We start from the raw sequence: 12226 nt of genomic DNA on the forward strand, positions 1-12226 counted from the left end.
ATAGAAAATCAGCCGCTTAGTACTAACCTTGACAATCCCGAAGCGCTAAGCTATCTTCGCCTAACGGACGAGCAAGAAAAAGGGGATTTAGTAGTAAACCATTTTGAAAAAAGTGTCCAGTTATTAGGGGGCTAAGACACCTTATTTTAATCCTTAATATAAAGTGATGTAGGGGGAGTGTCATAGTCATTAACACTTCTTTGACCGATTATTTTCAAAGTAAATTTTAAGAATGATTTTGCTGCCTCATCTCTCCAATCCCCAGTATTTGTGCTATTGCGTTTGATTTCTTTTTCCCCATTATTGTCGGGTTCAGTAATTCTCAATTCAAAATGCCAAAAGTTACATTTACTTGGAGAATGCTGGACATATATTCTACCCGATATTTTTTTTGTTTGAGGGTTGGCATTTCCTTGAACGGATATTTTTTTTTCAATTGGGAAAGGAACATTGTGTATCGCTATTACGGGAAAGAATATGGGAGCAGGATTTTCTTCAATAGTAAAAATAACGGCTTCTGCTTTAATGACAGAATCTCCTACTTGCCAGGGAGAATGATAATTTTTTTCTTTATCCTTTGATGCCACATATTTTAGATGTTCAAGAGTATAAATGCCAAATAAATTTTCCGATAAACCGAATAATTCTTTACCCTTATCAAATATCTCATCTACCCTTATTTCCTCGTTATATGGGTCAGGTGGATTGAGGGACTTTCGCAGTAAAAATGATTTGGGCGTGAGTTTATCGGAATCTATTCCCTTATAATGAGGCTTCGGAAGTAATTCATCTGGATAAAGCATCCTATCATTACTTTTTATCTTCGATAATTGTTTTAATATCCGAAATAACCTCGTCAAGTTTTCCCATACCGTTGAAAAGACATTTTTTATTTTCATATAACGCAAAAAATGCTTCTTTCGTTTTTCCGGCTTTGGGTACGTAATAAAGCTCAATTAAAAGTTCTTTCCCCTCGGAATATTTTAAATGAAAAATTATTGATTTATCCGGTGTTAATTCAAGCGAAATAGCCTGATAACTTAAAGAGGCAATCTTATCAATTGCCATATCCGTTTTGGAAATGGTATCTGTAAGTATATCTTGTACGTAATTAATGTATTTACGTAATTCCTGCATGAACAAATACTGTATCCGAATTTTTTCATATTGTTTTGCAAGTTCCGTGTCCTCATCTTTAGGTTTATCTTTAAAATCAAGTTTGGGGCTTGTATATGCCCATAAAGGTTGATTTGCATTTGTGGTATCAACTTCTTCTTCGCAATAGGGATCATCAATTACTATCCAACCATTGCCAGTTAATTGTCCTTCATTCTTTTTGAAATGAGGATGTACGTTCATACCCTGTCCGCTGGAGAGGGTTCCACGTTCAATAGTTAGTGTGTTAGGCATATTCAGGATTAAATTTTTCTATAAAGTCTTCTTTCAATAAAGTAAAAAACAATTTCTTTTCCTCAATTCTACAAGCCTCTATTTGATTAAAAAGATCTTCTGATATGTTGCTTTTGATTTCATTTGTTGAGGTGTCAATATCTATAAGTGAACCACTCTTTTTATTAAGTATTGCCCCGTCTGCAATATTTATACGGTGACTAAATATTCCTTGTGATATTTCTGTAATAAATGAAGTTCTCTTGGTTACATATTCATTCTTTCTTGAGTAATCAATAAAGAGGTTAAGATGTTTAGTAATTACTTCTATCTCACTAAAAAAATTTATATACCTTACTCCTATTCGTTCAATCTGTTCAATTATTCCCTTTTCGGAAATTCTAAGCAAAACACTTTTTATTAGAGCGAAATAATTACCCCATCCTTTGTACCCGTCTTTGCAGTTAAAAGAAATTACATTTGAACCAATCCCTATTGAGTAATCCTGATTTGAAATTGTTGCATCCGCTACATAAGCAAAAACATTGTCCTGAATTCTTATTTTAGGTATTTGAGAAGGTTGATAAATTTGAAACGAATTATTAAGCTCACTAAAAATTTTTCCGAAAACCTCGTCTTTATTTATTACAGGTTTAAACCGTAATTCTACGATAGAATCTATTATTGGATCAGGAGTAATTTTTTTTGGAATCTTAATCATAGGTGTTGAGAAGTATAACTGCTCAATGCACTTTGACAAATCTATACTTTTGTTTTCAACAACAAAACGACTTATTCACATCAGCTGAATTAATTATCTCCTTTAACATTTTTTAACGTAAATAACAACGTAATGTTATGAATTGCCGGGTAATATTTATTATTAGGTATATGGAAGATACAAACAGCGTAATGTGAATTAGTATTCGCTTTTTATTGACTTTATGAGGTGTGAATATTCCTGTATAAGCTTGAATAACGCCTGTATAAGACAGTATAACTCTACTTTTCTACGGTATGAGTATGGAATGGATGTACATTGCTACAACATGAATGTGTATAGCTGCGGTATGAATGTACTTTTCGACTAATACTAAAAATTTGTCAATAGAACTGTGTAATCTATTGATAATCAGCGTTATTTGTGGTGCCCACTGGAATCGAACCAGTGACACAAGGATTTTCAGTCCTTTGCTCTACCAACTGAGCTAGGGCACCATAATTATTAAAAATTAAAGAACAATAATGTAAAACCTCTTTACCAATTCCATGGTTCTTCGAGCACCGCGAGATTAGAACCATGTGAATCCCGATTTTTCATCGGGATTGAGCTAGGGTACCTAATAAGGGGGGCAAATCTAAACATAATTTTGATTTCACCCAAAAATCGGGCTGGTTTACCGCTTCATTTGTTATTTTTGGTTCATGAACCTTGTTGCCGACATCGGGAATACACGCGTTAAGATCGCTTTGTTTGAAGGCGACGTGTTAAAGTATCATTATTTTTTTTCTTTGGAAGAAACCGATGCTATTTCCGGGTTTATAAGAATGCAAACGCCTAGCCGCGCTATTGTTTCATCAGTTGTAAATAATGAAGGGGAAATTATAAGTGGTTTAAAAAGTGCCGGCTTTTCTGTTGTGGAGTATACTTCTAAAACAAAGATCCCTATAAAAAATTTATACAAAACACCCGATACACTTGGTAATGATCGTATTCCGCCGGTTGTAGCTGCTCATCAGCAGTCGCCCAACGTTGATATTTTGGTGATCGATGCCGGTACCTGCATTAAGTACAATTTTTTGAATAAACAGGCCGAATATTTGGGTGGCGCTATATCGCCGGGATTAAATATGCGTTTTAAAGCCCTGCATACTTTTACCTCGCGTTTGCCGTTAATTGAACGGGATGCTGAGTTCAATAAACTTATCGGAACCGATTCGCGCGGGTCGATCCTTGCAGGGGTACAAATTGCAGCAGCAGCGGAGGTTAACGGAATGATAAATCAATATGTTCAGCAATTTCCGGGTGTTAACGTGTTCCTTACAGGAGGCGATATGGTCTTTTTTGAGAAACGCATAAAAAATCCCATCTTTGCTGACCCCAATCTGGTTTTAAAAGGATTGAATATTATTTTAAACTATAATGCCTGAGGCAGCGTAATCAAATTAAAGGATGATCAGATCAGCAAAGTGCTTTATTCTTGCCAGACGGACAGGTAGGTCTCACATCTCACATCTCAGGTCTCACATCTCAATTTTCATTTCTGCCTTCTTACTTCTCACATCTTATTTATTTTCTCAATCTGTTACCACTTCGCCTTACTCGCGTTATGGAATAGGGGAGATAAGAGAGAATGGGTACTCGCAGAACTTTGCGATGGCAGGTTTGGGTACAGCCATGCAAAATGATACAACCACTCCGTTCAATATCAACTTAGCTAATCCTGCTTCTTTTTCATTTATACGCCTTACAACTTTTGAGACAGGGGTAAGCAGTAATACTTCTAAGTTGTTTTCGAACGGGCAGAGTCAGCTGACGAATGCGACCTCGTTAGGGTACATAGCATTCGCTTTTCCGATAACAAAATGGTGGGGTTCAGGCTTTGGCCTGCAGCCATTGAGCAGTGTTGGTTACAATGTAACCGATTCGAAAGTAATTGATAGTATCGGTACGGTAAATTATTTATATAATGGTAACGGCGGTGTTAATAAGGTATACTGGAGTAATGGGTTTAAAGCAGGCCGTTTCTCATTCGGTGCAAGTGCGTCCTACTTATTTGGCCTGCTCGAAAATACACGCAAGGCCATTATGCCCGCGGGGCAGGGCTACTTTAATACCAGGACCATACGCCGTACAAATGTAAATGATGTTTGCTTTGATTATGGTGTTCAATACGGTTTTACTATTGATTCGCTCCGCCATCGTGATCTGCGCGACAATGTACGCATCGTTTGGGGCGCTACGTTCGCGGCTATGTCCGATATCAATGCGGTGAATAACATCCAGTCGGAAAACTATATTCTTAACGGGTATGGTTATGATATTCCGCGTGATACGATCCAGATCATTAAATATCAAAAAACGTCTATACGCTTGCCGGCAAGGTTCAGTACAGGTTTAGCTATCCGCAAAGGAGATAAACTTACAGTGGGAGTGGAGTACACTATGCAGAATTGGTCCGATTTTGAAATGAACAAAGTAAATGGCGGGTTAAAGAACAGTTCAAAGGCAATTGTAGGCATTCAGTTCATCCCTTCCCGCAAAACGGATGTCAACGTGGGGTATTTTAAAAAGGTATATTACCGTGCGGGGTTCCGTTATTCAAACCTGCCGATCGAATTTAAAGGGACCCAGCTTAACGAAACCTCTTTCAGCATTGGTTTTGGTTTGCCTGTCGGATGGAATAAACACATGTTCCAATATAATGTACTTAACATTGGTTTAGAAGTTGGCCAGCGTGGCAGCAACACAGTGCTTAAAGAGCAGTTCTTCAATGTGCTTTTGGGTATTTCCTTAAATGATCGCTGGTTTGTTAAAACTAAATTCGATTGAGTCATTCATAATCCGGTAATGTGTCGTTTCAGCTTCGTTGGTTTAATTATCTTTTCCATTCTTGTATCCTGTAAGAATGATATTGAGACAATAAATATTGTCACCGCGAAAAGCAGTTTGCCAAACGAGACCGGAAAGAATGTGGAGATCATTTATAGCGATTCAGCACGGTTGAAAGTGAAACTTACCGGTCCGGTGATTGAGCATTATTCAAAAGATACGGCTTACGTGGTTTTTCCAAAAGGCATGCATGTTTTGTTTTATGACGACAGTGCCAAAGTGAAAACAGAGCTTACCGCCAGGTATGGTGTGCGTTATGAAGGTTTGGGACGTATGGAAGCGAAAAATGATGTGGTGCTTGTGAATGAGAAAGGTGAAAAGCTGAACACGGAAAAGCTGATATGGGATGAACAAAAGCAGTTGATCTATACAGATGCTTTTGTAAAAATTACGCGAGCGGATGAAATAATGTACGGCGACGGTCTTGAGTCGAACCAGGATTTTACCCGTTATAAAATAAAAAACATAAAAGGAACTTTAGCGGTTCAGGACGAACAACAAAAGAAATAGTGATATGAAGAACGAACATAAAGTACTTCGCATTTTGGAAATTGTATGGTTGGTAATAGGGTGTATAGGGCTGATCTCGTTTACCTATGCTATGGTTACCGGTAATAAAGAACAGGCTATTTATTTTTTGGTTTTCACTTTTGTTTCAGGGGTAATGTATGCTGTGCGAAAACGCCAGCGTAAACGGGTCGCTCCAACGGAAGGGTCATCGGAAAGTAAATAGCTGCTGCGTTGTAATGCAAGAGTATTCCTTTATTACTATATTCGTATTGATCAACTAACTTACAATTAATGAATAAATTTCGTAAACAAGATGCCCTTGATTATCACTCCCAGGGCCGTCCCGGTAAGATCGAAGTTGTTCCTACCAAGCCATACAGTTCCCAGCGTGACCTATCATTGGCATACTCACCCGGTGTTGCCGAGCCTTGCCTCGAAATTGAAAAAAATCCGGAGGATGTATACAAATACACAGCTAAGGGTAACCTGGTAGCAGTTATATCAAATGGTACAGCTGTGCTTGGTTTGGGCAATATCGGACCGCTTGCTTCCAAACCGGTAATGGAAGGGAAAGGCTTGCTGTTTAAAATTTTCGCTGATATAGATGTGTTCGATATTGAAGTTGATTCAAATGATGTGGAACATTTTATAAGCACTGTAAAGGCTATATCGCCCACATTTGGCGGCATAAACCTGGAAGATATTAAATCACCCGAATGTTTTGAGATCGAACGGCGGCTGAAAGAGGAATTGAAGATCCCGATCATGCACGATGATCAGCATGGTACAGCCATCATTTCAACAGCAGCGCTTATTAATGCCTGCGAAGTGGCGGGTAAAAATTTAAGTAAAGTGCGTATTGTTATAAACGGCGCGGGAGCATCGGCTATTTCATGCGCTAAATTATATTTATCGGTGGGCGCTAAAAAAGAGAACATCTTTATGTTCGATAGCAAAGGATTGTTACATATAAGCCGTACCGATCTTGACGAGCACAAAAAATATTTCGCTTCCGATAAAAAGAATTACGAAGGTCTTGAAGACGCTATGAAAGGCGCTGATGTGTTCGTTGGTTTATCAAAAGGAAATGTAGTTACCCAGAATATGGTTCGGGGCATGGCGAAGAATGCCATTTTATTTGCCCTGGCAAATCCCGATCCCGAGATTTCGTACGAACTGGCAAAAGCTGCCCGCAAGGATATTATTATCGCGACCGGTCGTTCCGATCATCCTAACCAGGTAAATAATGTAATTGGTTTCCCTTTTATATTCCGCGGCGCACTCGATGTTCGGGCTACACAGATTAATGAGGCCATGAAGCTTGCGGCTGTCTATGCCATCGCGGCATTGGCCAAAGAACCTGTTCCCGAATCGGTAAACCTGGCGTACGATACAAAAAATATTACGTTCGGTCCGGAATATATTATACCAAAGCCGATCGATTCTCGCCTCATCAGCACTGTTGCACCGGCTGTTGCGAAAGCGGCCATTGAATCGGGTGTGGCGCAGCATAAAATTACCAATTGGGAAGGTTACCGGGAAGAACTTAATAAGCGTCTCGGTCTTGATAATAAGTTGATCCGCACCATTACCCACAAAGCCAGGCAGAATCCAAAACGCGTGGTATTCACTGAAGCGGATCATTACAAAATACTGAAAGCCGCGCAACAGGTGAAAGATGAAGGCATCGCGCGCCCTATTTTGTTGGGGGTTCCTGAACGCATTAAGCAGCTGATCGAAGAAAATCACCTCGATCTCGAAGATATACCGATCATTGACCCGCGTAGCAAAGAAGAGGAGGAACGAAGGAACCAGTTTGGTGATATATTTTTTGGCAAACGTAAACGCAGGGGATACACGCTTTTTGAAGCGCGCGAGATGATGCGTGAGCGCAATCACTTTGGTGCCATGATGGTGGAAACAGGCGCTGCCGATGCCATGATATCCGGATTGACCCGTAAATATGGTGATCCTATCCGGGCCGCGCTTCAGATTATAGGTGTGCAGGATGATTTGAAACGTGTAGCCGGCATGTACATTATGAACACCAAGCAGGGTCCCTTCTTTTTTGCCGATACAACAATGAATGTGGATCCTACCACTCAGGAAATTGTTGACATTACTGTACTCACGGCCAACAGTGTCCGCCAGTTCAATATTATTCCGCGTGTAGCGCTGCTGTCATACTCAAATTTCGGTTCAACGGATGGCGCCATTCCGAATAAGATGCGTGATGCGGTTGCTATCTTGCACAAACAATATCCGGGACTCATCGTTGACGGCGAAATGCAGGCCAACTTCGCGCTGAATAATGAGTTGTTGAGGGAACAGTTTCCTTTTTCCGATCTGATAGATAAAAAAGTGAATACCCTTATTTTCCCAAACCTCGCTTCCGGTAATATTGCCTACAAGCTGATGCAGGAAATGGCAGGCGTGGAAGCTATCGGCCCGATCCTGATAGGCATGAAAAAACCTGTTCACGTTTTGCAATTAGGCAGCTCCGTCCGCGAAATAGTGAATATGGTTACTATAGCGGTTATTGATGCGCAGGCGAAAAGGTAAGTTCAAGGTTCCGGGTTCAAAGTTCAAGGTTTTATGGAGGTATTTTGGGTCAACGACCTTGAACTTTGAACTTTGAACTTTGAACCATCAAAGCATAATTAATTGATAAACAATAAATTACATACTTTTGGATAATTTCCGACCCTTGAAAAATTCAACCAATCTTACCCATTTAGCCTTATTTTTCCTATCTTCGTCTCCCTTTTAAAAAAGGCAAACTAAATAATTAACTAAAACTTAAACAAAAGAATGGCAAATCAGTATGAAACCGTTTTCATTATGACTCCCGTTTTGTCTGAAGAACAGGCAAAGGAAACGGTCGGTAAGTACAAAAAATTACTTACTGATAACAGATGCAAAGTCATCTACTCTGATGATTGGGGCCTGCGTAAGTTGGCTTACCCGATACAAAAGAAAACAACAGGTTTTTACCACCTCTTTCAATTTGAAGGAGAAGGTTCAGTGATCGCAGACCTTGAACTCGCGTTTAAACGTGATGAGCGCCTGCTGCGCTACATGACCGTTGCGCTCGACAAACACGCGATCGCTTACAGTGAAAAACGCAGGAACAAATCAAAGAAAAAGGAAACGGTTACTGCATAATTAAAAACTAACCCTCCTGCTCCGCCTGAGGCGGATTCGGCGGGTGAAAAAAAACCTAAAACATGGCTGAGAACACATCAGAAATAAGATACTTAACTCCAACAGCGGTTGAAGTAAAGAAAAAGAAATACTGTCGTTTCAAAAAGAGCGGCATTAAGTATATCGACTACAAAGATCCTGCATTCCTTTTAAAGTTCGTTAACGAGCAAGGCAAATTGTTGCCAAGAAGGCTTACCGGAACTTCGTTGAAATACCAACGCAAAGTGGCACAAGCTGTTAAGCGTGCGCGCCATATAGCAATCATGCCTTACGTGGCGGATTTGATGAAGTGATTTAATGTTGTCAGTTGATAGTTATCAGTTGTAAGTAAAACAACAGGTAACAACAACGGACAACCAACAACCAACAACTAACAACTTAAAAACATGGAAGTAATTTTAAAACAAGACGTAAAAAACCTTGGATATACAGACGATGTAGTAAAAGTACGTGCCGGTTACGGACGTAATTTTTTATTACCAAAAGGTTTGGCTATTACAGCCGACACAACCAACAAAAAAGTATTGGCTGAAACCAAAAAGCAGCGCGCTTTTAAAGAAGAGAAAATTAAAACTGCCGCTACAGCTACTGCAACCAAGTTGAAAGACATGGTGGTTAAAGTAGGCGCTAAAGTAGGTGAATCAGGAAAAATATTTGGTTCGGTTAACGCCATCCAGATCGCTGATGCTATTAAAAAACTGGGTTTTGAAGTTGATCGTAAAAACATCGACATTAAAGACGATATTAAAACAACCGGTACTTATACCGCTGATGTACGTTTGCATAAAGAAGTTGTTGCAAAGGTTACGTTTGAAGTGGTGGGGGAATAAAGGCCTCACCCTGCCCTCTCCGAACTTGTCCTGAGCAGAGTCGAAGGAAGAGAGGGTTCTAATATCAGAAAACAAAACGCTCTCCGATGATTCGGGGGGCGTTTTTTCGTTTTTCAATCATTATTCGGTTACAAATAATTACAAACACTTACGATCAGATATCTATTGCACCAAGCCTGACAATGGTAGCCGGATAAGAGCAAGTTTAGTATATTAGTTGCGCCAAGCAACGAGTTAGTGGCAACCGTATCACGACACAGTAAACAATGACAGACGAAATAAAAAAAGAACTTTTAAGACTTGAACTTCAACACGACATCAAAATTTTGTATGCTGTTGAAAGTGGTAGTCGTGCCTGGGGTTTTGCTTCGACAGACAGCGACTGGGACGTAAGATATATTTACATTCATAGACTTGACTGGTATTTAAAAATTGACGACAAGAAAGACAATCAAGAAGAAATTTTACCAAACGATATTGACCTTGCAGGCTGGGAACTAAAAAAAGCATTACGACTTTTTAGAAAATCAAATCCACCAATGTTAGAGTGGTTAAGAAGTCCAATTGTTTACTTGCAACAGTTCTCAACCGCTGACAAACTTCGCGACTTAACAAAAGAATATTTTAACCCCAAATCTTGTTTGCATCACTACTTGCACATGGCAGAAGGAAATTATCAAGCCTATTTGCTAAAGGACAATGTAAGAGTAAAAAAATACTTCTACGTATTACGACCCATACTTGCTTGTGACTGGATTATTCAGACCAACACAATGGCTCCAATGGAATTTAGCAAACTTCTCGACAGCCAAGTAACAGACCAAAACGTTAAGACAGAAATACAAAACTTGCTGACACGAAAAATGGCAGGAGAAGAACTTAATGAAGAACCCAAAATTCAAATTCTTAATGACTTTCTTGAACAGAAAATTAAACTTTATAGCGACTATGTAAAATCATTGGGACAAATTACTCAACCAGACACAGCAAGACTTGACGAACTATTTAATCAGACAATATATGAAGCGTGGGACAAGAACGGCAGCCACTAACAGCACATTTGCGATAGGCGGGGTTTCGTGCTTCGCAGACACATTTGTGGTAGCCGAAAGTTCAGTTCTCCGCATAAACATTAGTGGTAAAAATCCCGCCCATCGCAAATGTGCAAAACGTTAGCGGTAATTTTAAAATGACATATCAATAATTAAGAAAACTAAATAATGAGAGCACCTGAACTTTCGACCAATCCTGAAAAAATTGACAAGATCATCAGTAGGATAAATGCTGGTGATATAAAAATTCCTGCATTTCAAAGGGCATATGTATGGAAGCAAAGCCAAATTTTAGACTTGTTAGACAGCATTGTAAAAAATTATCCTATTGGCAGTATATTGTTGTGGAGCACATCTGACAAGCTAAAACATACAAGAAATATAGCTGGGTATAGTATTCCTGAAAATCCAGAAGAATATCCTGTAAACTATGTGCTTGACGGACAACAAAGAGTATCGTCAATCTACGCGTCATTTAGTGATAAGACTATGCAAGATCCTCAATCCGCTAGTTACAATCCTAATCTTGATTTATTTGAAATTTATTATAGTTTTTCAAAAAATGCGTTCTTACCCAAAAGCGAAGTTAACGCCTCCTTAAATGATGCTATTTATCTGAGACATTTTTTAAATCCAACAAATTTTTTTGACTCAGTGTTAAAACTTGATGCATTATATCAAAATGATGCGAAGGAGCTTTATTCTAAATTTATCAACTATGAAATTCCTGTAGTAACAATTAAGAATAGAGAAAAATCCGAAGTCGGAATAATCTTCGAAAGAATTAATAATACGGGAACTAAACTAACGACCTTGGACTTGATGACCGCTTGGACATGGACGGATGATTTCCATCTACTTGAATCGATGAATGAATTACAAGAAGAACTTGAAGAAAAGAATTTCGGAGATTTAACTCAAAACATAATACTCCAAGCAATTTCAGGTTTTATTCAAAACGACACAACAACAAAAGCCATTACAGAACTTTCAGGGGAACAAGTTAGAGATAATTGGGAAAAATTTTGTGAAGGTTTAAGAAAAACAATTGATTTTTTAGCAACAGACATCAATTGTTCACATCTTGATTTTTTGCCTGCACAACAATTGATTGTCGGCTTAGTTAAATTTTTTGGAATAGACGGAATCCCTGATTCAAATCAATTGAAAGAATTAAAAAAATGGTTTTGGAAAATCTCTTTTTCTAACAGATACTCAACTGGCCAGACAACAGAGAAGATGAATTTTGATATTCAAAGAATGATTGAAATTAGAACAAATAATTTCTCTGAAGTTAGTAAAGTTAAATATACCGTGACGAAAGGGGAGTTGATTGCTTCTAAGTTTTCTAAAGCTAACCAACTTACGAGAGCATTTTTATTGTTAATGGCTCAACAGAGTCCTTTGGACTTAGTAAAGAATTTAAAAGTTGACATTGCATTATCACTCTCAAAATATAATAGAAAACAATACCATCATATTTTCCCAATGTCTTAGCCCCCTATAAGACTGGACAAATTAATTAAATTAATTTAGTCACAGTAAAATTAGGGAAAATGACCAAAGAAAAAAGAAAGTTTACCCCGGAAGAGAAGTATAGTATCCTCCAGGAAGCAGAACGAGAAGGT

General features: G+C 38.7%; 13 protein-coding genes and 1 tRNA gene. 10 read left to right on the forward strand and 4 right to left on the reverse strand.

What is annotated here, in order from left to right; all coding sequences use genetic code 11:
* Positions 1-146: 146 nt before the first annotated feature.
* From HYU69_01520 to HYU69_01535, 4 genes are all read right to left on the reverse strand, one after another.
* Positions 147-803 carry a hypothetical protein gene (locus HYU69_01520; protein ID MBI2269016.1) on the reverse strand — a complete coding sequence of 219 codons (657 nt, stop codon included), beginning with the start codon at positions 801-803 and terminating at the stop codon, positions 147-149.
* A 7-nt stretch (positions 804-810) separates the two neighbouring features.
* Positions 811-1410, reverse strand: a complete 600-nt coding sequence (locus tag HYU69_01525; protein MBI2269017.1) for a hypothetical protein — start codon at positions 1408-1410, stop codon at positions 811-813.
* The gene (locus tag HYU69_01530; protein ID MBI2269018.1) at positions 1403-2110 is read right to left on the reverse strand and encodes a TIGR04255 family protein; all 708 of its coding nucleotides are present in this window, start codon (positions 2108-2110) and stop codon (positions 1403-1405) included. Before HYU69_01530 ends, HYU69_01525 begins: the two co-directional genes overlap by 8 nt.
* Before the next feature lie 424 nt (positions 2111-2534).
* Positions 2535-2607, reverse strand: a tRNA-Phe gene (locus tag HYU69_01535).
* 207 nt (positions 2608-2814) lie between these two features.
* Between HYU69_01535 and HYU69_01540 the strand changes: the two genes are divergently transcribed.
* The 10 genes from HYU69_01540 to HYU69_01585 all read left to right on the forward strand — a co-directional run bounded on the left by HYU69_01540 (position 2815) and on the right by HYU69_01585 (position 12095).
* Complete coding sequence (locus tag HYU69_01540; GenBank protein ID MBI2269019.1) at positions 2815-3540, forward strand: type III pantothenate kinase; 726 nt, start codon at positions 2815-2817, stop codon at positions 3538-3540.
* 22 nt (positions 3541-3562) lie between these two features.
* Positions 3563-4942 carry a hypothetical protein gene (locus tag HYU69_01545; GenBank protein MBI2269020.1) on the forward strand — a complete coding sequence of 460 codons (1380 nt, stop codon included), beginning with the start codon at positions 3563-3565 and terminating at the stop codon, positions 4940-4942.
* Between the two features lie 18 nt (positions 4943-4960).
* Positions 4961-5512 (forward strand): LPS export ABC transporter periplasmic protein LptC, encoded by a 552-nt coding sequence (gene lptC / locus HYU69_01550; protein MBI2269021.1) that lies wholly within the window; start codon positions 4961-4963, stop codon positions 5510-5512.
* Positions 5513-5516: 4 nt separating this feature from the next.
* Positions 5517-5735, forward strand: coding sequence for a hypothetical protein (locus HYU69_01555; protein MBI2269022.1), 219 nt, complete (start codon positions 5517-5519; stop codon positions 5733-5735).
* A gap of 68 nt (positions 5736-5803) precedes the next feature.
* Entirely contained in the window at positions 5804-8074 is a 2271-nt protein-coding gene (locus HYU69_01560) for an NADP-dependent malic enzyme (protein MBI2269023.1), read from the forward strand.
* 249 nt (positions 8075-8323) lie between these two features.
* A complete protein-coding gene (locus tag HYU69_01565) occupies positions 8324-8677 on the forward strand; it encodes a 30S ribosomal protein S6 (protein ID MBI2269024.1) in 354 nt (117 codons plus the stop codon).
* A gap of 62 nt (positions 8678-8739) precedes the next feature.
* Positions 8740-9009: a 30S ribosomal protein S18 gene (locus tag HYU69_01570; protein ID MBI2269025.1), complete on the forward strand. Its 270-nt coding sequence runs from the start codon at positions 8740-8742 to the stop codon at positions 9007-9009.
* Positions 9010-9102: 93 nt separating this feature from the next.
* Positions 9103-9546, forward strand: a complete 444-nt coding sequence (locus HYU69_01575; GenBank protein MBI2269026.1) for a 50S ribosomal protein L9 — start codon at positions 9103-9105, stop codon at positions 9544-9546.
* A gap of 266 nt (positions 9547-9812) precedes the next feature.
* Positions 9813-10598, forward strand: a complete 786-nt coding sequence (locus tag HYU69_01580; GenBank protein MBI2269027.1) for a nucleotidyltransferase domain-containing protein — start codon at positions 9813-9815, stop codon at positions 10596-10598.
* 168 nt (positions 10599-10766) lie between these two features.
* Complete coding sequence (locus tag HYU69_01585; GenBank protein MBI2269028.1) at positions 10767-12095, forward strand: DUF262 domain-containing protein; 1329 nt, start codon at positions 10767-10769, stop codon at positions 12093-12095.
* The last annotated feature ends 131 nt before the right edge of the window (positions 12096-12226 follow it).

The sequence above is a fragment of the Bacteroidota bacterium genome (assembly GCA_016183775.1).
Lineage (GTDB): Bacteria > Bacteroidota > Bacteroidia > JABDFU01 > JABDFU01 > JABDFU01.

Bases quoted from the DNA above. Each gene is read 5' to 3' on its own strand.
- HYU69_01520 (MBI2269016.1), bottom strand. From the start codon at position 803: ATGCTTTATCCAGATGAATTACTTCCGAAGCCTCATTATAAGGGAATA.
- HYU69_01525 (MBI2269017.1), bottom strand. From the start codon at position 1,410: ATGCCTAACACACTAACTATTGAACGTGGAACCCTCTCCAGCGGACAG.
- HYU69_01530 (MBI2269018.1), bottom strand. From the start codon at position 2,110: ATGATTAAGATTCCAAAAAAAATTACTCCTGATCCAATAATAGATTCT.
- HYU69_01540 (MBI2269019.1), top strand. From the start codon at position 2,815: ATGAACCTTGTTGCCGACATCGGGAATACACGCGTTAAGATCGCTTTG.
- HYU69_01545 (MBI2269020.1), top strand. From the start codon at position 3,563: ATGATCAGATCAGCAAAGTGCTTTATTCTTGCCAGACGGACAGGTAGG.
- lptC (MBI2269021.1), top strand. From the start codon at position 4,961: ATGTGTCGTTTCAGCTTCGTTGGTTTAATTATCTTTTCCATTCTTGTA.
- HYU69_01555 (MBI2269022.1), top strand. From the start codon at position 5,517: ATGAAGAACGAACATAAAGTACTTCGCATTTTGGAAATTGTATGGTTG.
- HYU69_01560 (MBI2269023.1), top strand. From the start codon at position 5,804: ATGAATAAATTTCGTAAACAAGATGCCCTTGATTATCACTCCCAGGGC.
- HYU69_01565 (MBI2269024.1), top strand. From the start codon at position 8,324: ATGGCAAATCAGTATGAAACCGTTTTCATTATGACTCCCGTTTTGTCT.
- HYU69_01570 (MBI2269025.1), top strand. From the start codon at position 8,740: ATGGCTGAGAACACATCAGAAATAAGATACTTAACTCCAACAGCGGTT.
- HYU69_01575 (MBI2269026.1), top strand. From the start codon at position 9,103: ATGGAAGTAATTTTAAAACAAGACGTAAAAAACCTTGGATATACAGAC.
- HYU69_01580 (MBI2269027.1), top strand. From the start codon at position 9,813: ATGACAGACGAAATAAAAAAAGAACTTTTAAGACTTGAACTTCAACAC.
- HYU69_01585 (MBI2269028.1), top strand. From the start codon at position 10,767: ATGAGAGCACCTGAACTTTCGACCAATCCTGAAAAAATTGACAAGATC.